This window comes from Spirosoma flavus, assembly GCF_054778555.1.
Map to the genome: position 1 here is coordinate 674,795 of NZ_BAAGZL010000001.1, position 24,323 is coordinate 699,117.

A 24,323-nucleotide genomic window follows, 5' to 3' on the forward strand; every position below is an offset into this window, starting at 1 on the left:
TTTGGATTTGAAACTATTTGTTACTGTATATCTGGTATATATAAATAAAAAGCGTGTTTAAGGGATATCATTATCCACTTAAACACGCCCTGACCACTGCCCTTTTTGAAGCAATTCCAGATAAATAGAAGTACAATTTAGGCTAATTCCATTACCCAGTCGTCCTGTTCAACAACAGTTCCTTCTTTGAGGACGATCTTGGCAACAGTACCTGCTTTTGGGGCAGCTACGATACTTTCCATTTTCATCGCTTCGATAACAAACAACGGCTGGTTTTTCTTTACCGTATCACCTTCTTTCACCAGAATGCGTGTCAACCGCCCTTGCAGCGGAGCGCCAACGTCACCAGCCTTACTCACCTTAGCGTTGAGCGCCTTCTCAACTTTCGAAGCCTTGTCGCGCACCCGTACCTGGCGACTCTGCCCGTTGAGTTCGAACGTAATGGTACGCATCCCAAATTCATCTGGTTCCGATTTGAACAACAGACGTACCAGAATATTCTTGCCTTCTTCAATATTGATCAGAATCTCTTCATTCTCTTTCAGGCCGTAGAAGAAAGCAGGTGTTGGAATGATGCTGACGTTACCGTATTGCTCGTTAGCGTTATAATATTCATCGTACACCTTCGGGTACATCTGATACGACAGATAATCGACGAAGCCATCGCTATGTGGGTACTTCTCCTGAAACGCTTTAAAATCAGCGTCAAAATCAATAGGTTTCAGATGCTCGTTCGGGCGGCCGGTAATTGGCTCTTCACCTTTTAAGATAGCCTCCTGCACATCTTTAGGGAAACCTCCAACCGGCTGGCCCAGAATACCTTTCATTAATTCTTTCACCGATTCGGGGAACGAAAGCGATTCGCCCCGTTTCAGTACGTCGTCGGCAGTAAGGTTGTTGGCCGTCATGAAAATGGCCATATCACCCACGACTTTCGACGAAGGCGTTACTTTTACAATATCCCCAAAAAGCTGATTGGCTACGGAGTAATTTTTCTTCAGCGTTTCAAACTTGTCGCCCAGCCCGGTAGCAATGGCCTGTGGTTTAAGATTCGAATATTGTCCGCCCGGAATTTCGTTTTCGTAGACTTCCGCGCTGCTGGCCTTCATCCCTGATTCAAAAGGATAGTAGTACTCGCGAACGTCTTCCCAGTAATTGGAGAATGCGTTGAGCGAAGACAGGTTCATATTGCACTCACGCTCATGCCCTTGCATCATCGCCACCACCGAGTTAAAGTTCGGTTGTGAGGTTAAACCTGATAAAGCACCCAGCGCACAATCGACAATGTCCACGCCTGCATCAATGGCTTTCAGATACGTAGCGGCCTGAATTCCCGCCGTATCGTGCGTATGTAGATGCACCGGAATGCTGACTGCCTGCTTCAATTCACGTACCAGTACGTCGGCGGCCAGCGGTTTCAGCAACCCGGCCATGTCTTTGATCGCCAGCAGATGCGCGCCTTCGTCTTCGAGCTGGCGAGCCATGTCTAGGTAGTATTGAAGCGTGTATTTGTGCTGATTCGGAGACAGTACGTCGCCGGTGTAACAGATGGCGGCCTCGCAGAGTGCATCGGTACGTTCACGAACGGCTTTGATGCTCACTTTCATGGCTTCGACCCAGTTGAGCGAGTCGAAAATGCGGAATACGTCGATACCGGTTTCCCAGGATTTTTCGACGAATTTTTCAATCAGGTTATCCGGGTAGGCCGAATAGCCAACCGCGTTGGAGCCGCGGAACAGCATCTGCAGCAGCATATTCGGCATCGCTTCACGTAGTGCGGCCAACCGTTTCCAGGGGCTCTCGTACAGGAAGCGCATCGATACGTCGAACGTAGCGCCACCCCAGACTTCCATTGAGAAAAGTTCTGGATGATTTTTCGCAAAGCCTTCGGCTACTTTCATCAAATCCTGCGTCCTAACGCGCGTAGCCAGCAGCGACTGGTGCCCATCCCGGAACGTAGTGTCGGTGTAAAGTACGCATTGCTGATCTTTCACCCATTGCACAAACTTCTCGCGGCCTAACTCTTTCAGCCGGTCGCGGTTGCCGGAAGGGTAGGGGCTATACGTATCGAAAGGCGGAACGATGGGCGTACGGAAAATCTTCGAATCATCCTTCTTTTTAACCTCCGGATTGCCGTTTACAATAACGTCGGCGAGGTAATTCAGCACGCGTGTCGAACGGTCTTGCGGCTTGCGGAAATCGAACAGTTCGGGGTGCGTTTCGATAAACGATACGCGTGCCTCGCCCCGCTGGAAAACCGGATTGCGAATTACATTTTCCAGAAAGCCAATATTCGTTTTTACCCCCCGAATCCGGAATTCGACCAGTGCCCGCATCAGCCGTTGGGTAGCGCCTTTCAGCGTACGGCCCCGCGCCGATACTTTCACAATCATCGAATCGAAGTAAGGCGAGATTTTCATACCCGCGTAGCTACTTCCCTCGTCCAGACGTATACCAAAACCAGCCGCATTTCGGTAGGCTGTAATCGTACCAAAATCGGGTTTGAAGCCGTTGGCGGGGTCTTCGGTTGTGATTCGGCACTGAATGGCGTAACCATTCAGCGGAATTTCGTCCTGATGATTAATATAAATGCCATTGTCAGAAAGCTGGTACCCCATCGCAATCAGAATCTGCGTTCGAACGATGTCGATACCCGTCACTTCCTCTGTAATGGTGTGTTCTACCTGAATCCGCGGGTTTACCTCGATAAAATAGATATTCTCGTTTCTATCGACCAGAAATTCGACCGTACCAGCGTTCGAATACTCAACTGCGCGACCGAGTTGCAAAGCGTATTCATACAGCTTGTTTTTCGTTTCCTGCCGAAGTCCAAACGAAGGAGCAACTTCAACTACTTTCTGAAACCGGCGTTGTACCGAACAATCGCGTTCATAGAGGTGAACAATGTTGCCGTGCTGATCGCCAAGAAGTTGAACCTCAATATGCTTCGGATCTTCGATGAATTTTTCCAGGAAAATCGTATCGTCACCGAAAGCGTTTTTAGCTTCGTTTTTAGCTTCTGTGAACGCTTTCGGGAAATCGTCGGCGTTACGTACCACACGCATACCGCGACCACCACCACCGGCAGCGGCTTTCACCATTACCGGAAATCCGATACGTTCGGCTTCGGTCAGAGCAAATTCTGGCGACATATTTTCTTCGCGCGAATCCGGAATCAGCGGTACGCCAGCTTTCGTTGCCAGATTTTTGGCCCGTACTTTATCACCCAGCGCATCCATGGCTTCGGGCGATGGACCAACGAAAATAATGCCTTCCTCGCGGCACCGACGAGCCAGTTTTACGTTTTCCGACAGGAAGCCGTAACCTGGGTGAATGGCATCGACTTTATGTCGTTTGGCCAGCAGAATAATGCCTTCAACATCCAGATACGGCTTCAGCGGATCTTCATCCCGACCAATCTGAAAGGCTTCGTCGGCCTTATAGCGGTGGAGCGAATAACGGTCTTCATAGGTATAAACGGCAACCGTAGTGATGCCTAATTCGGTAGCGGCCCGCATGATGCGAATGGCAATCTCACCCCGGTTAGCAACAAGCAGACGTTTAATGGGTCGGATGTAATCTTTCATAGAATTTTTAATGAAAGCGGCTTCTGGTTACGAAAGCGTCAAACAAATGGCAAGATGGCCGAAAATTTTCAAAAACTCGTCCTGAACCATAGAATCATCTGAGAAGACAGCTTTTTCCAGAAATAATACATTTAGAAATCTATACAGGAAAACGTAGTAAAAAGAACTTCGCCGTTGAGCATTATTAATTTATAGCTTACTCGTATCTATAGCGAAATCAGTAATATGATGGCGTGATTAAAAGTACAATTTGTAATAATGAATTTAGTGCTTAAATAATTGATAAGAAGAGCGTTATAGTATTTATGTCTTTATTTGGGACAAACGTAGCTACGTGATTTAGATAGTTTTTTAAATCATGGCATCGAATTTGTTTGGATGTAACTGAATAGACTACCCAGCCTATATCAGTAACAAGTTACGCCATGAAAAAACTCTTCCTAACCGTGCTGGCTGCTGGCATGACCACCGTCTCCTTTTGTCAGAAAACGTTTATTTTATCGCATCAGGACAAAAAAGGATTCTTTGCCGTGTCGGCGGGAGCCAGCTTGCCCATTGGACGATACGGGAGCTGCCTGACTTCCGATATAAAAGCCTGTATGGCTAGTCAGGGGCTATCCTTTAACGTATCGGCTGGCTATCGACTGTTTGGGCCGGTTGGATTGATGGTACGTGGCGAACAGCATCGAAACGAAGTAGATACGAAAGCCATGCTCAGTTCGCTCTATCGAAACGAAACCGATGTCTGGACGGCGAAAGCCGATAACTGGACAATTTCGAGCGTAATGGCTGGCCCCTATATTGCCATTCCATTAGGTCGCTTTTCGGTAGATGCCCGTTTGTTAGCTGGTAAGGCGCAGGCTACGTTGCCGAACACGTCGATGGCGGGTAATTTCGGCAGTATGGAGATGTCGTTGAAAACCACGGGTTCGCAAAGCACAGCCACGGCTTTTGGGGGCGGGGCTACGCTACGTTACCGATTAGGACGTAATACCTCAGCGCACATCAATGCGGATTATACACGTGCCGATTTCCTGTTTCACAACCTGACATCAACGGCTACGAACGGTTCTCAAAAATCGACGAGTTTGCCTTACAGCAGCAACCGCGTTGTCGACGTCGTAAGCGTGTCAGCGGGTTTTGCAATTTTGTTCGGCAATAAATACCGTCCGTTCTAACGACCGTTGAGGAAGCTTTGTCAACAGCTTATCCACATTGCCTTGCAACCCAGTCGCGAGCGTAGTAGTTTAGTAGTCAATTCTTATTCCTTCAGACTATGACACCGCTTCGCCGACATGCCGTTCTTCGGCGTGTTAAAGATATTACTCTCAGTGCAACCCTCACTTTGGCCCTGCTCAATGGCGCGGCCACCCTACAGAGTTGCGGCAATAATGATTCCGACGAACAGGAACGTACTGAAACTCGCTTTGGAAAAGGCGTTCGGACGTACATCACCGAAACCGCTCCCGGTACGTTTAAAATTACCGACGAACTTCCCGCCGAGCCTGATAAAGCCGGGGCCATTGTGAGCTATTACGACGGCCACCGCGATACGCTCAGCGTAGCAGCCGCCAAGCGGTTGGTTGAGTCCGATGAATCGACCCGTTCATATCTGCACAATTCCGGTACGTATCATCACCACAGCGGCCTGTCCAGCGCATTGCTCTGGGGCAGTTTAGGCTATATGCTGGGGCGCAATTCGAGTCCGCAATATGAGGCCGATGCCCGCCGATACGGAGCAAGCGCCTATGCCAATACAGGCTTATACGAACGTTCGACGCGCGTAGGCGAAAGTGTACGCTCATCGCGGGTGACACGTACCGTTCGGCCGTCGCGGGGACGTAGCGGTTTCTTTGGCGGACGTAGCCGGAGTTTTTCAGGCTAAACGTAGCGGCCGAATTTCTCGAATTTGTCCAATTAATGAACTGAAACGTAGCCGTTTGCCTTTACTACGTTATATTTACGGTTATGAATCGGGTGAAAAATTGGGAACGACTACGGCAGGAAACGTTTGATGTTTGCATCATTGGCGCGGGTGCCAGCGGAGCAGGAGCTGCCCTGGATGCAGCGCTACGTGGTTATAAAGTCGCGCTGATTGACCGTAGCGATTTTTCGAGCGAGACGTCTTCGCGTTCAACCAAACTGATTCATGGTGGCGTACGATATCTGGAGCAGGCCATCAAAAAACTGGACCTGGCCCAACTCCGGCAAGTGCGGCACGGACTGGCCGAACGCCGGACGGTGGTACGTAACGCCCCACATCTGGCCCATCCACTGGCTTTACTGACGCCCGTATTTAGCTGGTTCGAAGGGTTGTACATGACCATTGGACTGTCCCTCTATGACCTGATTTCCGGACGCGATGCGTTTCCGGGCGGTAAATGGCTCAGTCAGAAGGATGCGTTAACATTATCGCCGAAGTTGACGCGAAAAATGCACAGCGCCGTGCTTTATTACGATGGACAGCTAAACGACGCCCGTTACGCGCTGGCACTGGTACAGTCGGCAGATGAAGCGGGTGCTGCCGTAGTTAATTATGCTGCGCTGACCGAGTTTAAGCTGGAAAACGGCACCATCAAAGCCGCAACTGTTGAAAATCAATTAACTGGCGAAACAATAACGCTACGTGCCAACGTATTTCTCAATTGTACAGGACCTTATTCCGACGCGATACGTCTCTTAGCAAACTCGTCGCTTGACCAGCGGATTCGCCCCAGCAAAGGCGTTCACATAGTGCTTCCCCGCGAAACGCTCAACAGCGATTGCGCCATTCTGATACCAAAAACAAGCGACGGTCGCGTGGTTTTTGCCATTCCGTTTGGTGATAAAGTATTCGTAGGTACTACCGATACCGATTTTTCGGATTTGGCGCACGAACCCGTACTGGAACCAGCTGAAGTTGATTATCTCCTCGAAACGGTACGTCCTTACCTCGACCATACGCCCAATAAGGCCGATGTGCAGTCGGGTTTTGGCGGTATTCGCCCGCTGATTGTGAGTAGTCGGGCCGATACGAAAACGTTGCTACGTGATCACGAAGTTGAGCATGACCCAACATCGGGTTTGCTGAGTTTGCTCGGTGGCAAATGGACAACGTACCGACTTATGGCGCAGGACGCTATTGATCAGGTAAGTGAGCAGCTTGGAAAAACGGAACGTAGCAAAACCGAAACGCATTATCTGGTCGGTGGCGAAAACTACCGCTACGACGATTGGCAACTGTTGCAGAAAGCCCACAATCTGCCGGCTGATACGTGTCAGCACCTGATGCGTACCTACGGAACCCGCGCCGAACGTATCACGAAACTTAGTCAATCACAATCGAATCTGGCCGAAAAACTGACGAACGGGCAGCCCTTTATTAAAGCCGAAGTCGTTTATCAGGTTCGTGAAGAAATGGCCGTTACGTTACGTGACGTACTGGCCCGGCGCTGGCGTCTCGAACTGTCGGACTGGTCGTTAACGGCGCGAGTTGCCCCGCAAGTGGCCGATCTGATGGCCGCCGAATTAGGCTGGAGCGCTACGTATCGAGATAGTCAGCTTCAATCGTACCAAAACCTGTTGGCTTCGTTTGCCAAGAAAGCGGGTTTGGTTGCTGATGACGCTGCCGTGAGTGCGGTATAATTTCATGACTTTTCACACACCGAACTGACGGTGGTCGGACAAAAAGAATGGCGCAGATTTCAGTCTGCGCCATTCTTTTTGAAAAACATTACGTTTTAAGGGTACTATTGCTTATCCCACCAAACGCGGGTATCCAGATTGTCTGGTCCCTGCCGGGAGATGGCTTCATTTACTTTGGCACCATTCACCGAAATTTCTGAGTCTGGGTAGCTTAAGCGATTGATGAAACTGCCTTTGATTTCCTTGCCCGGATACGGATTCGGCGTCAGTTTTGGAAAACCGCTACGTCGGAAATTCGCGAAAACTTCAGGCCCGTTCAGGAAAGAAGCCACCCAATACTGCGTATTGATCAGCTCAAGACCCTGCGCTGCTACGTATGGATTTTTCTGCAAATAAGCCGCAATGTTCGCGTCCGATACCAGCGACGTAGCGTCATAATCACCCAACTGCTTCATATGTGCCGTTACGCCCGCGTTGTAATAGTCGGCGGCACTTCCGGTTGTCCAGCCACGTACCGCAGCCTCAGCCAGCAGCAATTGCGTTTGTGCATATGTTACGAGGAAACAGGGAGCATTGAGGCCACCCATCCGTAAGCGATCTAGCTGCGAGTAATCGTAGAAAGTAGCCAGTCCATCTTTCGTAGCCTGCGCCGGAATCGTACCGTTATCGAAACCGAGCGGCATACCGATCTGAACGGCTGGATCACGATTGGCGCGGGCGGTTGTTTGTTCCGGGCCACTCTTGGCACCAACGTAACGCACGGCAATGGAAGCCAGCCGTGGGTCAGATGTGTTTTTCAAATAATCGACAAACGTCTTGGTCAGGTAATAGTTAGCCGCTTCGGTCGAATTCAGCGTAACACCGACCGGATTTTGGTAATTGGCGTTGTTCCGAATCACGCAGTTATCGGCGTTCGACTGCATCAAACCAGCCGCTACAGCTTTCTGCACGGTCGATTGGGCCAGTGTCGGGTTTACTTTCGAAAGACGCATTCCAGCTCTCAGCAGCAGCGAGTTAGCCAGTTTTTTCCATTTAGCAATGTCGCCCCCATAGATGAGGTCACCCGCTTCGATGGCCTTACTGGCATCAAGAGCCGCCGGAGCTTCCGACAGTTCTTTCAGAATATCGGTGTAAATGCTTTCCTGCGTATCGTATTTCGGCGTGATATTGGCCGACAGATAACCCTGTCCGGCTTCGGTGTAAGGAATATCGCCGTACGTATCGGTCAGCACCATAAATACGTATGCTTTCCAGATACGCATCATGTTGTACAGATTCTGGCGACTAGCATCCGACTTCGTTTTGGCCAGTGCGTCAACCAGATACCGGACATTATCCCGATAATAGCGTTGCCATAAAGCCGCGTTAGCGCCCGCTGCACCCCGATTGTCGATGTTAAAGTTTCCGCCCGAAACAATTCCAGAGTTAGGCGAAAACATCTGTTGCACAATCGGTTCTTCAAAAATCAGCAGTGAGCCACCCGGAAACGTCGTGTTGACGATAGCGTTATTGAACGTAAAAATCGGGTTCAGCGACGTAGCGGCAGTAGGGTTCGTATTGAGTTGGTCGAAACCTTTCTCGCAGCTACTAAGGCCAACAAGCCCCGCAATCAGTGGTATATATAAGAGTGTTTTTTTCATGACTTTTAGAGGATAATCCAGGTGCCTGATTTAGAAGCGAACGTTCAGGTTGAAACCAATGCTACGTGTGGTGGGCAAACCTGTCGACTCAAGACCAACCAGGTTATCGGAGCTAAAGCCAAACTGTTCGGGGTCGATGTTTGGTACCCATTTCTTCAGAATCGCTACGTTGTTGGCCACTGCACTTAACCGTACACCTTTAATAAATAACGATTTAGGGAGCAGTTTCGTGAAGTCGTAGCCGATACTAATTTGACGAAGCTTCCAGAGGCCAGCGTCATACACAACCTGTTCGCCAAGGCTTTTTGTACGACCAACCGAGTAGTAATCCTGCACGGCAGCGCGCACCGTGTTGACTTCGCCGTTGGTATTCACACCAACGCCCACCATCTTGTTATCAGCATCACCCCGGCCAACCAGCGTTTCTTTTTGCAGGCCGTGCCGGAACGCGTTCAGGTTGGTACCCGAAATCATTTTGCCGCCCAGTTTGAAATCAATCAGGAACGATAGGCTGACACCTTTGTAGTTGAACGTATTCGTGATACCGCCAACGTACTTAGGCAGCGCCGAACCAAACGAAATCTGATCGGCTGTCCGGTTAGCGATACCATCACTACCGTGGATGATACGTCCCTGAGCGTCACGTGCATAGCCGTAGCTGTAAAGCTGGCCCAACTCCTGGCCAACCACCTGACGTAGTTCACCTACGTAAATACCCGTACCAACGGTGATGCGTTCGGCCTGTTTGTCTTTGTTGATATCTTTTTCGGGCGATCCGTCGTCGTCGGTGAGCAGTTTCAGTAGTTTCGTTTTGTTATACGACCCGTTCAACGTAACGTCCCAGGAGAAATCTTTCGTCCGCAGTGGTGACAGATTCAAGAGCACTTCAACGCCCCGGTTGCGGCTTTCTCCGTTGTTAATCAGGACGCTGGTATAACCCGACGCATCCGACGACTGAGCCTGCACAATCTGATCGCTGGTGATTTTGTTGTAATAAGCAAAGTCTAAGCTAACCCGGTTGTTGAACAATTTCAACTCCAGACCAACTTCGGTTTCCTGCGTGCGGCTGGGACGTAGCGTATTGCTGGGAACCGTGTTCGACGTAATGTTACCGACGGGTTGTCCCTGACCAGCTGGGTTCGGGAAAAGGTTGGCGGCAACCGCGTAGAACAGGTTATTTGAATACGGTGCTACGTCGCCATCGCTACCGACGGCAGCATACGCAGCGCGAACTTTACCGAAATTCAGCCAGGAAGGTAGTTTGTCGAAGGCTTGCGAGAACACGAAACTACCCGTTACTGATGGGTACAGAATGCTCCGATTACCAGCGGCCAGCGTCGAGAACCAGTCGTCCCGGATGGTTCCGTTCAGATATAGGAAGTCTTTGTAAGACAATTCAGCTGCGCCGTAGAGTGAATTAACTTTCCGTTCGCTAAGCCCCAGCGTAGGATCTTTGACCCGTCCGTTCTGTGGAACGTACAAACCGCGAACGATGAAATCGGTAGCCAGTACGCTGTTCACGTCGCTCCGGCGATAGAGTTGGTTGCCCCCCAAAGTCAGGTCTACGCCAATGATGCCGAATTTACGCGTAGCGCCAATCAGGAAATCGGTGTTGAGTTCGCGGAAACGACGCGCTTCCTGTACGTAGGCACCGTTTACGAAACCGGCCGGAGCCGCAGCCAGCGACGCTTGACCCGTCGGGAAGTTATAGTCCTGATCGCGTGACCAGTAATCCTGACCTACACGCCCTTGGATGTACAGCCAATCCGTTACGTTGTAACGCGCCGAAATATTACCGAACAGGCGGTCGCGACGGATATTTTCAAACTTATTATTCAGGACGAAATACGGGTTCGTCCGGTTCATGAAACGGGAGTAGATGAATTCGTTGCCCGTAGCAGGATTAATCTGGTTGGCTTCCAGTACGTCGAGCGGCATCGAGTTCGCCAATGTGTAAATCACCGTAGGCGTACTGTTGTCCTGCTGAGCAATCTGCGGTGGGTTTTTGTTGTACTCGTTCGAGTAGTTCATCGTGCCCGTTACGGTCAGGCGGTTCGACAGGTTATAGCTGAAACCCAGGTTGATGGTTTTCCGGTTGTAGCTGTTGTTCCGCGTAATGCCATTGTTGTCCAGATTGGAAAGCGATAAATTGAAACCGCCTTTTTCGCCCCCCGACGAAACGGCTATCGAGTTTGTCCAGGTAGAACCCTCCCGATAGAATTTGTTGATGATGTTACGTACCGGCTGATACGGAACCGTTACGCCCCCAAAAAGCACTTGCGTCTGGCCAGCAAATTTCTCGCCGAAGCTCCAGACGCCCGAAGTTGGGTTGGGCGCCGTTGGCCGAACGCCATACTCTCCCTGACCGTATTCGTACTGATAATCCGTGAAATCGAGTGGGTGGTCGGTGGTGAAGTTGGTGTTATACGTAACGCCGATCCCCTGGCCCGTACCCTTCGTTTTGGTTGTGATCAGAATGGCACCGTCTTTAGCCCGCGAGCCATAAAGGGCAGCAGCCGTTCCGCCCTTCAGGACGGTCATGCCTTCAATGTCGTCAGGGTTGATCGATGACAGACCATCGCCACCGTCGGAGTAGTTTCGGTCGCGGCTACCGATGGAGTTGTCACTACCGGCGTTTCCGTTGTTTTGACCGAAGTTGGTATTATCGACGGGCACGCCGTTGATAACGATAAGCGGAGTATTTTGCCCCGAAAACGACGATTGGCCGCGAATCCGGATTTTACTCGTACCCGCTGCCCCCGTGCCTAAGCTGCTGATGTTGACACCCGCAATTTTGCCTTGCAATGCGTTGATAAAGTTAACGGTCCGGTTCGTTGTTACCTGTTCGGGACTTACGATAGCGGTGGCGTAGCCCAGCCGTTTTGCTTCCTTTTTGATACCCAGCGCCGTCACGACTACTTCGCCCAGATTTTGCTCAGCTTCCTGAAGGGTAATGGTTAATTGTGTCTGATTACCAATTGATTGAGTAATGCCTGCAAACCCAATGGCGCTAAAAACCAGCGTGGCGTTAGGCGCTACGTTCAGACTGAAACTCCCGTTTCCGTCGGTGGTGGTACCGAGTTGCGTGTCTTTTACCAGAATAGTTACGCCCGGAATGGGTTGCTGATCTTTACCTGATAAGACGCGACCTGTGACACGACGGTCTTGCGCTTGGGCCAGATGCGTCATGAGGAAGGCAGTCAATAGCAAAAAGCAGAGACTAGCCCTGAATTGTACAACATGCTTCATTAGATAGATTGGTTTAATTGGAAGTTATTAGGTGATGTTGGGTGATTACCGATTGCTTTCAAAAATTCGTAGCTGGATGACTCATCCGAAGATGAAGTAGAGCACAATATTAAATTGTCAAACGGACACAATTTCAAAAATACTATATTTTATCACGGAAAAACAAAATTTGCCTTTTTTCGTAAAGAGTTTTCTGAGTAATTCCTACTATGTATTAAGAAAGAATAAAAAAATTTGGAAGTATTATGAACATTAATCACCTTTGTCCACCGAACTAGAAGAGTAAAACCTATTAACTCTATTTATATGGCAGCCGATTGCGTACTGATGGCTTATTTCTGCCCTAACACTTTCCGTACAGTTTCTGAGAAAGCAGTCATGCGAATGTGTTGTTGATACACTCTGTTTACTCAATACGTAGCAGCGACTCATCAATTTTCCCATTTGGTCGTTCCTCTGACAGATTATAGTACAGACGCCCAGCCAATAATCTTAAAAGACAGTTTTTCGGCAAGCAGCACGTTTGCTTTTTTATAAACACAAATACTATACTTATTCTGTATAGTAAGTATTTTAAATCATTTACCATGACTTTAGTAGCAGAATCTTCAAAAAATCACGTCTATAGTAGTGTTAGACCCAGTTTCTCACTGACCGACGAACAAAAAGCGTTTTTCGACAAGAATGGATTTTTGCATATCAAAGGCTTCGTCCAGCGCGAAACAGTACAGTTCTTTTTGCAGGAATTACAACGTATCGAAGAGAAGTGGATCGCCGAACAGGTCGATAAAATCAACGGTACCCCCATCAAATACGGCCGCGACGAAAACGGCAAGCGAATTGTCCAGCGATTCGCGTTTGCATCGTGGTTTAGTCCGGTGCTACGTGAATTTTTGCAGGACAAGCGCCTGAAAGCGCTCACTACGCTACTACAGCCATTCGATGGGCGTATCGGCGAGGATGAAAAGGATGGCCTGGTCGTGAATCACTACGTTCGGACGCCGGAAAGTAATTTCTCACGCATGGGCTGGCACACCGATAGCCCGCGCGATCTGTTCTTAGGCCACCGCATTCGGCCCATGCTCAACGTAGGACTTCACCTCGACGATTGCCCTCAGACAAATGGTGGGCTGCGTGTGTTACCCGGCACACACAAGCAAAATACCCTGCTGACTTTGTTCCGCAAACGGCAGTTCATCGACCACCGCCCCGACCCACGCGAAGTTGGGTTCGACATTGAAGCGGGCGATCTGACCATTCAAGACGGGAGCCTGTGGCACCGGGTCGAACAATCGCCAAATATGGGGGCCGCCAGCCGCCGTCGGGTGATGTATATTCCGCTGATTACGGGCGACTACCAGCCTAAAACGGCAGCCAGCAAAACGCCATTTTACCACATTCTGGGAAGTAAGATTTTACGGTAATAAGACTACGTTGTGTTCGAGTGTTCTGAATAAAACAAACGTATGGAATTCAACTGGTTAGCTTCGTTTCTTGTACACGCCAACTGGCTTGCTTTTGCCGTTCCGCTCTTCCTGTTGTTTATGGGAATCGAATACCTCGTTGCGAAGTGGCAGAAAAAGAACTATTTCCAATTCAGTACGTCGGTGGCCAACCTGAACGTGGGCATCGCCGAACGCTTGCTGGACAGTTTTACGGTTGGCGCTTTTTACTTCGTTTACGATTATTTGCACCGTCATTTCGCTCTGCTCGACATTCGGCCAACCGTCTGGACGTGGGTTAGTTTGCTGATCGTGACTGATTTTGTGTGGTATTGGTATCATCGGCTGGCGCACGAAATCAATCTGTTCTGGGCCGTACACGTAGTGCATCACCAGAGCGAAGATTTCAACTACACTGTCTCCGCCCGAATCACCGTTTTTCAGGCCGTAGTACGTACCGGTTTCTGGTCGATTTTGCCAGTTATTGGTTTTCCGGCGGAAATGATTACGACCATCCTGCTGGTTCACGGTCTGTATCCATTTTTTATTCATACGCGCACCATCGGGAAACTCGGCTGGCTCGAATACGTAATGGTAACGCCTTCACACCACCGCGTACACCACGCCAGCAACCCCGAATACCTCGACAAAAACTACGGCGACGTACTGATCATCTGGGACAAGCTCTTTGGTACGTTTGTTGAAGAACGTAACGAGCCGATGTATGGGCTAACGAAGCCGCTCGATAGTCACAGTTTTTTGTGGCAGCATTTTCACGGATTGCTCGAACTGCTGGCAGCAGGTTGGCGGGCCGATGGATTTCGTGCAAAATGGAACGTACTGTTTGGTCGACCGGAGGCTATGAACCCGGCCATTCGTCAAGAACTTGAATCCAGATTTTTGTCGATCAATGCCGCTGAACGTCAGGTGGAGCATACGCAACGTCGGCGGTTTCGGGGTTACGTAGCAGGCCAACTAATGGGAACATTACTGATTTTATTCGTTTTTCTATTAGTCGAACGCTACGTTCCGGGCTGGCTTCAGTGGCTGACGGCGTTGTTTATTCTGCTAACACTCATCAACTGCGGGGCGCTGCTCGAACAGCGTCAGTGGGTTTTGTACCTTGAAGTAGGTCGAGTGGCTATACTCTGGCTGGCGCTGTACGGCTTGCTTGGTGATCCGATGTTGATTGTACTGGGCTACATCGGTGCGCTATCGCTCTGGGCTTATTTCTCATTCATCCGAAGGCATTATTTCCAGTTGGTTTACGGCTAATACGTTTTCCTTTTTCATTTACCATCACGAACAACCTGATAAATGGCACCTAATACGAATGATAAACTAAAAACGAGCCGGTCCCGCTATCGGAAGCGGCTCCGATACGCGCTGTCGTTCAATAAAACACGTAGCAAACGCCGAAAAGCGTTGAATCCATATTCCCTTAGCTTTTTCGGCGTATGGTTTCTGGCGATGATAGCTGCCGTAGGATTTCATGCGCCTGAAGAGCCGTCGTACCGGGCGCAGTTAGAAGAATGGCATCAGAACCGCGTTAAATCGCTGAAAAGCGAAACCGGCTGGCTAAATCTGGCTGGGCTCTTCTGGCTGAACGAAGGTAAAAATTCAGTTGGTCGCGGACCAGATTTCGACGTTCGTTTTCCGGTTGCCAATGAGTTGAAAGAACTGGGCATTTTCACCCTGCACAATGGCGACGTTCGCTTTACGCCGAATCCTGGCGCTGATGTTCAGGTCGATGGGAAGCCTGTAACGGAGTCATTGGTTGTCTTTTCGGGCGATAAAAGTAAGCCACTCGTGTTGGCGCATGAGTCGCTACGTTGGTTTATCATCAAGCGAGGACCAAAATACGGCGTGCGGCTACGCGATCTGAACAGCCCGTTTCTACATGAATTTAACGGAATCGACCGCTTCCCGATTGATGAAAGCTGGAAAGTAAAAGCTCGTCTCGAAAAGCCATCGGAGCCGAAAACGATTCCGATTCTGGACGTACTGGGGCAAACAACGCAGACGCCTTTGGCCGGTACGTTGATATTTGAACACGCGGGAAAGACGTATCAACTGGACGCTGTTGGCGAAGGCGAAAAGCTATTTATCTTATTCGGAGATCCTACAAACGAGCATGATACGTATGGCGCTGGCCGGTTTTTATACGCCGATAAACCCGGTGCAGACGGTAACACCACGCTTGATTTTAACCAGTCGATCAACCCACCCTGCGCCTTTACGCCCTACGCTACGTGTCCGCTTCCGCCGAAGCAGAACAAACTGGCGGTGGCTATAAAAGCGGGCGAAAAACGGTACGGCGACCATTAATTCATGCAGAACGAACGAAACGATCGTGATGCGGCTTATTTCTATGGTTTGCCCTATCACGAGCAACTGAATCTGGTTTGGCAGCGGGGAATGCTGATTGAGGCCCGACGTATTCCGGGTTTCTGGCTGCATCTGTACGCAGTCAATACGTTTTTTGTGGAGATGTGGGTTTGCCAGCGTCGCTATGAAGTTACGTTGGTACGTCTGCTCAGCAATACCGACGAGTTAGAGCCTTATATTGATAAAATTTCGCTTAAGGAACTGGTGTAGAGTGATATATGATATAGGGCGTATGAAACCAGGACTATACTAATTATATCATACATTATACACCATACATCATACATTCTATTCGCATGAACACGCTAACAAGCGCTACGTTGCCCTCGAAACTGCCGAATGTTGGGACCACCATTTTTACAGTGATGTCGAAACTGGCGGCCGATGTGGGGGCTATTAACCTCTCGCAAGGGTTTCCGGGTTTCGATTGTTCGCCGGAATTGGTGTCACTAGTGGAGCATTATTTGCGTCGGGGATTTAACCAATACGCGCCGATGACGGGTGTTCAGACGCTACGTGAAGCGCTGGCGCAGAAAGCTTCTGATCTATATAACGTAACGTATCATCCTGATACAGAAGTGACTGTTACGTCAGGAGCTACTGAAGCGATCTTTGCGGCTGTTACGTCGGTAGTACGTCCCGGCGATGAGGTAATTGTGTTTGAACCGGCTTACGACAGCTACGTTCCAGCCATTGAACTGAACGGCGGAATTCCCGTCTACGTAACCCTAACACCGCCCGACTATAGCATCGACTGGCAGGCGGTACGTGAAAAAATCACCGAAAAAACCCGGCTGATTCTGGTCAATACGCCCCATAACCCAACGGGTCGGGTATGGACAGTAGACGATTTGGTGCAACTGGCCAACATTGTCCGCGACCGCGATATCTGGATTGTGAGCGATGAAGTATACGAGCATATCCTGTTCGATGGCCGTACGCATCATTCGCTGATGACGCATCCGGTGTTGCAGGAACGAACGTTCGTTGTGGGCTCTTTCGGGAAGACGTTTCACATTACGGGCTGGAAAATCGGGTACTGTCTGGCTCCGGTCGAGCTAACCCGGGAGTTTCGAAAAATACATCAGTATCTGACATTCAGTACCGTAACGCCGATGCAATACGCGCTGGCCGATTATCTGGCGCAACCGTCACATTATCAGGAGTTACCAGCTTTTTACCAGCGCAAACGCGACTTATTTCTCGATGGCATACGGAACTCCCGTTTTGAGTTTAAACCGGCTGAGGGCAGTTTTTTTCAGACGGTGTCCTATGCTTCTATAACCGACGAGCCGGACTATGATCTGGCGATACGTCTGACGAAAGAAATCAACGTAGCGTCGATTCCAGTGTCGGTATTTTACCAGCAGAAAAACGATTACAACATTCTTCGGTTCTGTTTCGCCAAAGACGACGCTACGTTACAGAAAGCCGCCGACCGCCTGAGCAAACTGTAATGCGGATTTTCCGTCCGCCCAACATATTATGGAAAAATCAACGAAATATTCAACGTTATCGTCACTATCAACACTTCATCAACAAACACTCGAATGCCCGGTCGATGGGGTAAAAGTGAACGAAAACAAAGTTCGCACCATCGCTTTCGGCGTCCTTCTGACCACCATCGCGTATCTGCTGACGGGATTCTGGCCGTTGTTCCTCTTCCTGCTGATCGACTTTTCGCTACGTGCCCTTAACTATGGGAAATTCAGCCCGTTGGCTCGCCTGAGCGATGGGGTTATCAAGCTGTTAAACTTTCCGGTTGTTCCTATCGACCAGGCTCCCAAACGATTCGCTGCAGGCGTAGGGATGGTTTTTTCGGTCGTTATTCTAGGGCTGCATGGATTAGGGATTTCGGCATTTTGGGTGGCAGGCGTAATAGCTATATTCGCAGCGCTGGAATCGCTGGCGGGTTTCTGCGCCGGTTGCTACGTGTATACGTTCCTGAAAAAAATTCGAGTAATCAGCTAGGTTTGTAGTTCTTTTCGTTGCCCAAATATCTCCGGAGATGCCTAGAATCAAGCCATTACCTATAAACGAAGCAACGCCCGACGTACTGGCGGCTTATGATGCGCACGTCACCGACTATCCGGGCAGTCGCATTACCAACATGAAAGCCACGCTGGGCCGATCGCTGCTGTCGTTTCAGATTTACATGCAGTGGTATCCGTTGTATGAAGAGGTGAAGAAAATTCTTGGGTTCAGGCTGGCTTATCTGTATGCTCACGCCATTTCCGAAGGGTCAAACTGTCCCCTCTGCACTACGTTCTTCCGACGGATCATTATCGACAACGGCGAGCGCCCTGAAGACCTGAAACTAACTGAGCATGAGCAGGATGTGATTGATTTCGGTAGCGCCATTGCGCAACATAAAGGTGAGATTTCGAATGCGCTTTACGGGTCTCTGGCCGACCGTTATACTGACGAACAACTAGTAATTTTGATTGCGTTTGCGGGTCAGATGATTGCCACGAACGTGTTCAACAACGTATTGCAGGTGAATATCGACGAATATTTGTATCCATATCTGCCTTTGATGCAGCAACAGGTTCAGACACAACAATAATGGCTGATTTCGACGGGAACGTAGCGTTTATCACTGGCGCGGCTCATGGGCAGGGTAGGGCCGTAGCCCTGGCACTGGCCAAAGAAGGGGCCGATATTGTGGCTTTCGATTTAGCGAAACCACAGGCGTATCCTGGCTATTCACTTGGCTCTGAAACCGAGTTGGATAGCCTGAAACGCGAGGTTGAAGCGCTCGGAAAGCACTGCCTGACCGTGCAGGGTGATGTACGTCGGGATGAGGACATCAGTCGGGCGGTCGATGCTACGTTGGTCAACTTCGGACGTATCGATATTCTGTTCAACAACGCGGGCATCTGCGCCTACGGACTCGCTCATGAACTTCCCGAGAACGAGTGGGACGCCATGATCGATATCAATCTGAAAGGTGCCTGGCTGGTGGCCCGACGTATCATTCCGGTGATGATGAAGCAAAAATCGGGCGTGATTATCAACAACTCATCGATTGCCGGATTGCGCGGAATGAACCGGCTCAGTCATTACGCGGCTTCCAAATGGGGGCTGGTCGGCCTGACGAAATCGTGGGCTATTGAATTAGCCCCCTATAATATCCGCGTCAATTCCATTCACCCGACGGGTGTGAACACCCCCATGAACGACGGCCTGGCCGAATTGGAAGGCACTACTACGCAGGAAATTGCGGAACGATCGGCGGGAAATCTGTTGCCTGTGCCCTGGGTCGAAACGGAGGACGTAGCAGCTATGGTCCTATACTTAGCTTCTGAAAAAGCCCGCTACGTCACCGGCTCGCAGTTTGTACTTGATGCGGGCTTATTGACGCGTTAAATCATTGCTAACGTAGCAGCCCTATTTCTGAAAATAAATCGGCCCTCAATATGAGGGCTTTTTTGTTGTTGAGTGGTAACTATAAAATGGGTATAATGTTTAATAACTCCATTATTTTGCTAGATTTGACAAGGCTAATATTAATATAGTATTAAAAGATTATTACCAAATCATTAAGTAGTATGCCAAAAAATCTCCACTCTATTTTTCTTAAAAGGCTATCAATGACTATGATAGCCTTTTTGATTTCGCACTGTATCTGGGCGCAGGGAACTGTGCAGGGTACAGTGTTGGATGCCAAAAAATCGCCCTTAGTGGGCATCAACGTAGTGGTTAAAGGGACCACGCGAGGTACCGTGACGGACGTTAACGGTAAATTTTCGGTGAGTGCCGACCCCTCGGCCACACTGATTTTTTCCGGCGTGGGGTTTGTGCGGCAGGAAGTTCCAATTGGTAACAGCACCGAGCTGAACATCACGTTATCGGAAGACAATGCCGTACTGAGTGAGGTAGTCGTAACGGCGCTCGGTATCAAACGCGATAAACGGTCGCTGGGGTATTCGGTGCAGGAAATCAATGGTCAGGAACTTTCTACCGCCAAGGAAGCAAACCTGGCTACGGCGCTAGCGGGTAAGGTGGCGGGTGTACAGGTGACCCGTTCGGCAAACGGTGCTGGCGGCTCGTCGCGGGTGATTATTCGTGGGGCTAACTCGCTGGTGGGCAATAGCCAACCGCTCTACGTTATTGACGGTGTTCCGATGGATAACCAGAATCCGCGCTCGCCCGGTAGCTCGGGAGGGATTGATTACGGTGACGGTATTTCCAACATAAATCCCGAAGATATTGAAACCATGTCGGTACTGAAAGGCCCGAACGCGGCCGCTCTTTATGGCCAGCGTGGAAGTAACGGCGTGGTGCTGATCACTACAAAATCGGGCAAAAACAAGAAAGGAATCGGCGTTAAGTACGGAATTGATTACTCGCTTGGAGACGCGCTGGTGCTACCTGATTTTCAGGATGAATACGGACAGGGACTGGATAATACGTTTACCAATTTTCGGGGGAATGATGGTAAAATTTACACTTGGGCGGCTGCGCAGGCGGCTGGCATTCAGGGGCTTCCTAAAATGAGCGGTGGCCGCGACCGATTTACCCGCGCCAGCTGGGGGCCGCACATGGATGGGCAGCAATACGAAGATCAATGGGGTAACGTACTGAATCTGACGCCCCAACCCAATACGTTCCAGAAGTTTTTCAATACCGAAAAGCAGATGGTCAATAACCTGAGCGTAGAGGGAGGCAACGAATCGGTGAACTACCGATTGGCGTATTCCAATACGAAAATTGACGGATACGTACCGACTAATACGTTGACACGTAACAACATCAGCTTACGGACGGTGGCCAAAGTGACCTCAAAACTTGAAGCCGACGTAAAGGTCAACTACATTGCTCAAGTGGGCGTAAATCGTCCAACAGTTTCGGATGCGGCTGATAACCCGGCCTATATCTTCATCAGTCAGCCACGTAGCATACCGATGGATATTCTGGCCAATTCAGCGTGGACGGCCGAGGACGTAGCAAAACAACTGGGCTATGGCACTACGGCTTTTGTTGGTCTTGAAAAAACCTACGCCACCAATTCCTCGACCGCCAACCCCTACTGGACCCGAGATCACACCCGCAATTCCGACGACCGCCGTCGGGTGATTGGCTTGCTTCGCCTGAGTTATCAGTTTAACGACTGGATTCGTTTGACGGCCCGCGCCGGAACGGATTTTTACACCGACCAGCGTTTCCGCTATCGGGAAAAAGGTACCTACGTAACGACCAACAAAAACGGCGATATCAACGAAGAAGTGTCGCGGACACGTGAAGATAACAGCGACGTACTGCTTTCGCTGACGCCAAAAATTTCGGACGATATTTCGTTTTCGCTAAATCTGGGCGCCAACCACCAACGCTATTCTTCGCGCACGACCGGTAACACAGGAAACGAATTCATCGCGCCAAACCTCTACGTTATCAACAATACGTTGACAAACTCGTATGTTTTCGGCCTTACGGAATCGTCGATTAATTCGGTTTATGGGTCGGGGTCGATTGGGTATAAAGACATGGCGTTTATTGATTTCTCCGCTCGAAATGACTGGTCGTCAACGCTTTCGCCGAAAAACAATTCGTTCTTCTATCCGGCTATCAGCGGAAGTTTGATTCTGACGGATGCGTTCCGGCTGCAAAGTCCGGTGCTGAGTTTCCTGAAAGTGAGAGCATCGTGGGCGCAGGCGGGTAGCTCGGGTAGTCCGTACCAATTGAACGGAAATTACTCGCTCGATCAGTACACGCAGGGCGGTATTCCGCTCGCATCGTTTGCGTCGACCATTCCCGATCCGAACCTGAAAAACGAGCTCACTACGTCGAATGAATTCGGTCTGGAGGCTCGTCTGTTGAAAAACCGCATCGGTCTGACTTTCGCGTATTACAACGCCAGCACGAAAAACCAGATTCTGAACGTACCACTGCCTCCATCCAGTACGTTCACCTCGCGGCTGATTAACGCGGGTGAGATCCGGAATCACGGTATTGAATTGTCACTGACCGGAACGGCGGTGAAAACGCCATCGGGCTTCACTTGGGATGCTACGTTCAATTACTCACAAAACCGCAACGAAGTTGTGTCGCTGGCCGAAGGCGTACCAACGTACATTCTCGGAAGCGACCGGGGGGTACAGGTAATCGCTACGCCCGGCAAACCGTTCGGGACCATTCTGGGCAATGGTTTTCAGTGGATACGCGACGGAGCAGGCAATCGCATTATCGACCCAACAACAGGTTTGCCGGTGAAAACAAACGCCAAAATTCTGTATGAAATGGGTAATGCGCTGCCCAAGTGGATTGGCGGTTTCAACAACGTATTCCGTTATAAAGGCGTCTCGCTTTCTGGTCTGGTCGATATCAGTCAGGGTGGCAATGTGTATTCACAGAGTTTGCGGGAAGAGCTAATTTATGGTACCATCAAGAAAACCCTGCCCGGTCGCGATGGTAGCTACGTAGCACAGGGTGTGGTTGGGACGAAAGCCGCCGATGGTACGTGGACGAGCACTGGTCAAGCCAATACAAAACAGGTTCGGGCGCAGGACTACTGGAACGTAATAGCGCCGGACAAAGACAACGTAGTGGCCGAAGAAATGCTCAACGACGCGAGCTACATCATCATGCGGGAGGTAACATTGAATTATAGCCTTCCAACTAAACTAGTAAGTAAGACGCCATTCCGGGGTATTCGGGCGGGTGTTTATGGGCGGAACCTGTTCTATTTCCAGCGGAAAACGGATGGGTTTGCGCCTGAAGCGTCGGCTTTCAACGTCAACAACTCGTCGCTGGGCCTCGAATCTACGGCTCTGCCGCTGCTACGTTATTTCGGCTTTAGCCTGAATTGTGAACTGTAAAAGAAGAACTTAGAAATGAAGAAAATAATAAAACCTCTCTGCATCGCACTCGCCTTATTTATGGCGCAGGCCTGCACCGACGATTTTGAAAAAATAAATACGCCACCAACTTCCGTTACGTCCATCGACCCCGGACTAGTGCTCTCGAAAGTACAGCGCGATGCGGCTTTTTCGGAAGGTTTCGAGTACCCAAATAATCAGTTTGGGTCGTGGATACAACATTGGGCGGGGGGCGTTCTGATTTCGAGTTCGCGCTATATTCAGCAGGCCGATACCGACCTCTGGGCTTCTCATTTTGTTTATTTGCGGAACATTACCCAGATACGTAACCAATTGCTCAAAGGTCTCGAAAACGATCCGCGGGGACGTACCAAACTGGCCATCGCCCGGATTGTTGAAATCTCAATCTGGCAGCGGCTGACCGATTTGTTTGGCGACGTACCGTATTCGCAAACGGCGCTGGGTACCGAAAGTGTAAATAATCAACCCGCTTTCGATACCCAGGAATCGATCTATAAATCGCTGATTACTACGTTAGATGCGGCTATTGCGCAACTCAACGCCAGCGATGCCAGCTACGGAACCGCCGATTTTTATTACAAAGGCGACGTAGCGAAATGGAAAAAATACGGCAATTCATTAAAGCTACGTCTGGGTATGCGCATTCGCTACGGCGATCCGACGCTGGCACAAAAAACCGTTACCGAGGCAATGGGCCAGCCGTTGCTGGAATCGAACGCCGATAACGCGGCCATTCCGACCTATAATGACGCCACTAACGCCAACGTCCACCCGGTTTTGAACCACTGGCTAGCTGGCAGTCCTGATTTGAAATATCTGGCTGATACGTTTGTGAATCAACTGGTTACTACAAATGATCCGCGCCTTCCGGCTTTGGTTCAGCCGACGGTTAATTCGGTTAAAGCCGGAAAACCAGCTTATAAGGGCATAGGCGTTGCGCTGACAGATGCGTTGCTGAAAACGATTATTAAGGATGATTATTCGACGGCTTCACAGGCTACGTTCTTTAACAAGGCATACAATCCGCCCATTCCGTGCGTGCAGATGACGTTTGCTGATGTGAGTTTCTACAAAGCCGAAGCTGCGCTGGAAGGCTGGGGCGCTACGTCCGATCAGGCGGATAAATTCTACCAGGATGGCGTGAAAGCGGCTATGTCGATGGCGCCGTATAACGTAGCAACCATTCCGGCTACGTATGGCGAGTTGTCGTTTACGGGTTTGTCGAAAGAACAGAAACTGGAGAAAATCGGTACGCAGAAATGGATTCAGTTGTTCGGTCGTTCCTACGAAGCCTTCATCGAATGGCGTCGGATGGGTTATCCGAAACTGGCTCCCGGTCCAAACGCTGGTTCGACGAATGGACAGATTCCGCGTCGGGCGGTTTATTCTACGCAGGAAGCGTTGCTGAACAAGCCCAATTACGATGCTGCTGTTGGCCGCCTGCCAAGTGGTGATACGTACCTGAGCAAGGTTTGGTGGGATAAACGATAGCCAGAATTACCATACGAACAGAACCGCGCTGGATTGCCAGCGCGGTTCTGTTTTTTTGCTTAT

General features: G+C 50.0%; 16 protein-coding genes. 13 read left to right on the forward strand and 3 right to left on the reverse strand.

Annotated features, from left to right (window positions below; all coding sequences use genetic code 11):
* Window positions 1-137 precede the first annotated feature (137 nt).
* Window positions 138-3,587 (reverse strand): pyruvate carboxylase, encoded by a 3,450-nt coding sequence (locus tag ACYVF1_RS02650; RefSeq protein ID WP_461075334.1) that lies wholly within the window; start codon window positions 3,585-3,587, stop codon window positions 138-140.
* A 425-nt stretch (window positions 3,588-4,012) separates the two neighbouring features.
* Between ACYVF1_RS02650 and ACYVF1_RS02655 the strand changes: the two genes are divergently transcribed.
* The 3 genes from ACYVF1_RS02655 (at window position 4,013) to ACYVF1_RS02665 (ending at window position 7,211) form a co-directional block, all read left to right on the forward strand.
* Window positions 4,013-4,765 (forward strand): outer membrane beta-barrel protein, encoded by a 753-nt coding sequence (locus ACYVF1_RS02655; RefSeq protein ID WP_461075336.1) that lies wholly within the window; start codon window positions 4,013-4,015, stop codon window positions 4,763-4,765.
* A gap of 98 nt (window positions 4,766-4,863) precedes the next feature.
* The gene (locus ACYVF1_RS02660; protein ID WP_461075338.1) at window positions 4,864-5,472 is read left to right on the forward strand and encodes a hypothetical protein; all 609 of its coding nucleotides are present in this window, start codon (window positions 4,864-4,866) and stop codon (window positions 5,470-5,472) included.
* A gap of 83 nt (window positions 5,473-5,555) precedes the next feature.
* The gene (locus tag ACYVF1_RS02665; protein WP_461075340.1) at window positions 5,556-7,211 is read left to right on the forward strand and encodes a glycerol-3-phosphate dehydrogenase/oxidase; all 1,656 of its coding nucleotides are present in this window, start codon (window positions 5,556-5,558) and stop codon (window positions 7,209-7,211) included.
* A gap of 104 nt (window positions 7,212-7,315) precedes the next feature.
* Here the strand turns inward: ACYVF1_RS02665 and ACYVF1_RS02670 are convergent, their stop codons facing one another.
* Both ACYVF1_RS02670 and ACYVF1_RS02675 read right to left on the reverse strand, forming a co-directional pair.
* A complete protein-coding gene (locus ACYVF1_RS02670) occupies window positions 7,316-8,851 on the reverse strand; it encodes a SusD/RagB family nutrient-binding outer membrane lipoprotein (protein ID WP_461075342.1) in 1,536 nt (511 codons plus the stop codon).
* A 30-nt stretch (window positions 8,852-8,881) separates the two neighbouring features.
* Window positions 8,882-12,100, reverse strand: a complete 3,219-nt coding sequence (locus ACYVF1_RS02675; RefSeq protein WP_461075344.1) for a SusC/RagA family TonB-linked outer membrane protein — start codon at window positions 12,098-12,100, stop codon at window positions 8,882-8,884.
* 587 nt (window positions 12,101-12,687) lie between these two features.
* Here ACYVF1_RS02675 and ACYVF1_RS02680 point away from each other — a divergent pair.
* The 10 genes from ACYVF1_RS02680 to ACYVF1_RS02725 all read left to right on the forward strand — a co-directional run bounded on the left by ACYVF1_RS02680 (window position 12,688) and on the right by ACYVF1_RS02725 (window position 24,260).
* Window positions 12,688-13,524 (forward strand): phytanoyl-CoA dioxygenase family protein, encoded by an 837-nt coding sequence (locus ACYVF1_RS02680; RefSeq protein WP_461075346.1) that lies wholly within the window; start codon window positions 12,688-12,690, stop codon window positions 13,522-13,524.
* A gap of 42 nt (window positions 13,525-13,566) precedes the next feature.
* Window positions 13,567-14,817: a sterol desaturase family protein gene (locus tag ACYVF1_RS02685; RefSeq protein ID WP_461075348.1), complete on the forward strand. Its 1,251-nt coding sequence runs from the start codon at window positions 13,567-13,569 to the stop codon at window positions 14,815-14,817.
* A gap of 42 nt (window positions 14,818-14,859) precedes the next feature.
* Complete coding sequence (locus tag ACYVF1_RS02690) at window positions 14,860-15,870, forward strand: DUF1684 domain-containing protein (protein WP_461075350.1); 1,011 nt, start codon at window positions 14,860-14,862, stop codon at window positions 15,868-15,870.
* Between the two features lie 3 nt (window positions 15,871-15,873).
* Window positions 15,874-16,140, forward strand: coding sequence for a hypothetical protein (locus ACYVF1_RS02695; protein WP_461075352.1), 267 nt, complete (start codon window positions 15,874-15,876; stop codon window positions 16,138-16,140).
* A gap of 86 nt (window positions 16,141-16,226) precedes the next feature.
* Window positions 16,227-17,387, forward strand: coding sequence for a methionine aminotransferase (locus ACYVF1_RS02700; RefSeq protein ID WP_461075354.1), 1,161 nt, complete (start codon window positions 16,227-16,229; stop codon window positions 17,385-17,387).
* Between the two features lie 28 nt (window positions 17,388-17,415).
* Window positions 17,416-17,901 (forward strand): DUF4395 domain-containing protein, encoded by a 486-nt coding sequence (locus ACYVF1_RS02705; protein WP_461075356.1) that lies wholly within the window; start codon window positions 17,416-17,418, stop codon window positions 17,899-17,901.
* Window positions 17,902-17,938: 37 nt separating this feature from the next.
* On the forward strand, window positions 17,939-18,496 hold the full coding sequence (locus tag ACYVF1_RS02710) for a carboxymuconolactone decarboxylase family protein (RefSeq protein ID WP_461075358.1): 558 nt from the start codon (window positions 17,939-17,941) through the stop codon (window positions 18,494-18,496).
* Window positions 18,496-19,299 (forward strand): mycofactocin-coupled SDR family oxidoreductase, encoded by an 804-nt coding sequence (locus tag ACYVF1_RS02715; protein ID WP_461075360.1) that lies wholly within the window; start codon window positions 18,496-18,498, stop codon window positions 19,297-19,299. Before ACYVF1_RS02710 ends, ACYVF1_RS02715 begins: the two co-directional genes overlap by 1 nt.
* 230 nt (window positions 19,300-19,529) lie before the next feature.
* Window positions 19,530-22,748 (forward strand): SusC/RagA family TonB-linked outer membrane protein, encoded by a 3,219-nt coding sequence (locus ACYVF1_RS02720; RefSeq protein WP_461075362.1) that lies wholly within the window; start codon window positions 19,530-19,532, stop codon window positions 22,746-22,748.
* 15 nt (window positions 22,749-22,763) lie between these two features.
* On the forward strand, window positions 22,764-24,260 hold the full coding sequence (locus ACYVF1_RS02725; RefSeq protein ID WP_461075364.1) for a SusD/RagB family nutrient-binding outer membrane lipoprotein: 1,497 nt from the start codon (window positions 22,764-22,766) through the stop codon (window positions 24,258-24,260).
* The last annotated feature ends 63 nt before the right edge of the window (window positions 24,261-24,323 follow it).

Excerpts from the sequence above, each read along its gene's own strand:
- ACYVF1_RS02650 (WP_461075334.1), bottom strand. The coding sequence starts at position 3,587 with ATGAAAGATTACATCCGACCCATTAAACGTCTGCTTGTTGCTAACCGG.
- ACYVF1_RS02655 (WP_461075336.1), top strand. The coding sequence starts at position 4,013 with ATGAAAAAACTCTTCCTAACCGTGCTGGCTGCTGGCATGACCACCGTC.
- ACYVF1_RS02660 (WP_461075338.1), top strand. The coding sequence starts at position 4,864 with ATGACACCGCTTCGCCGACATGCCGTTCTTCGGCGTGTTAAAGATATT.
- ACYVF1_RS02665 (WP_461075340.1), top strand. The coding sequence starts at position 5,556 with ATGAATCGGGTGAAAAATTGGGAACGACTACGGCAGGAAACGTTTGAT.
- ACYVF1_RS02670 (WP_461075342.1), bottom strand. The coding sequence starts at position 8,851 with ATGAAAAAAACACTCTTATATATACCACTGATTGCGGGGCTTGTTGGC.
- ACYVF1_RS02675 (WP_461075344.1), bottom strand. The coding sequence starts at position 12,100 with ATGAAGCATGTTGTACAATTCAGGGCTAGTCTCTGCTTTTTGCTATTG.
- ACYVF1_RS02680 (WP_461075346.1), top strand. The coding sequence starts at position 12,688 with ATGACTTTAGTAGCAGAATCTTCAAAAAATCACGTCTATAGTAGTGTT.
- ACYVF1_RS02685 (WP_461075348.1), top strand. The coding sequence starts at position 13,567 with ATGGAATTCAACTGGTTAGCTTCGTTTCTTGTACACGCCAACTGGCTT.
- ACYVF1_RS02690 (WP_461075350.1), top strand. The coding sequence starts at position 14,860 with ATGGCACCTAATACGAATGATAAACTAAAAACGAGCCGGTCCCGCTAT.
- ACYVF1_RS02695 (WP_461075352.1), top strand. The coding sequence starts at position 15,874 with ATGCAGAACGAACGAAACGATCGTGATGCGGCTTATTTCTATGGTTTG.
- ACYVF1_RS02700 (WP_461075354.1), top strand. The coding sequence starts at position 16,227 with ATGAACACGCTAACAAGCGCTACGTTGCCCTCGAAACTGCCGAATGTT.
- ACYVF1_RS02705 (WP_461075356.1), top strand. The coding sequence starts at position 17,416 with ATGGAAAAATCAACGAAATATTCAACGTTATCGTCACTATCAACACTT.
- ACYVF1_RS02710 (WP_461075358.1), top strand. The coding sequence starts at position 17,939 with ATGCCTAGAATCAAGCCATTACCTATAAACGAAGCAACGCCCGACGTA.
- ACYVF1_RS02715 (WP_461075360.1), top strand. The coding sequence starts at position 18,496 with ATGGCTGATTTCGACGGGAACGTAGCGTTTATCACTGGCGCGGCTCAT.
- ACYVF1_RS02720 (WP_461075362.1), top strand. The coding sequence starts at position 19,530 with ATGATAGCCTTTTTGATTTCGCACTGTATCTGGGCGCAGGGAACTGTG.
- ACYVF1_RS02725 (WP_461075364.1), top strand. The coding sequence starts at position 22,764 with ATGAAGAAAATAATAAAACCTCTCTGCATCGCACTCGCCTTATTTATG.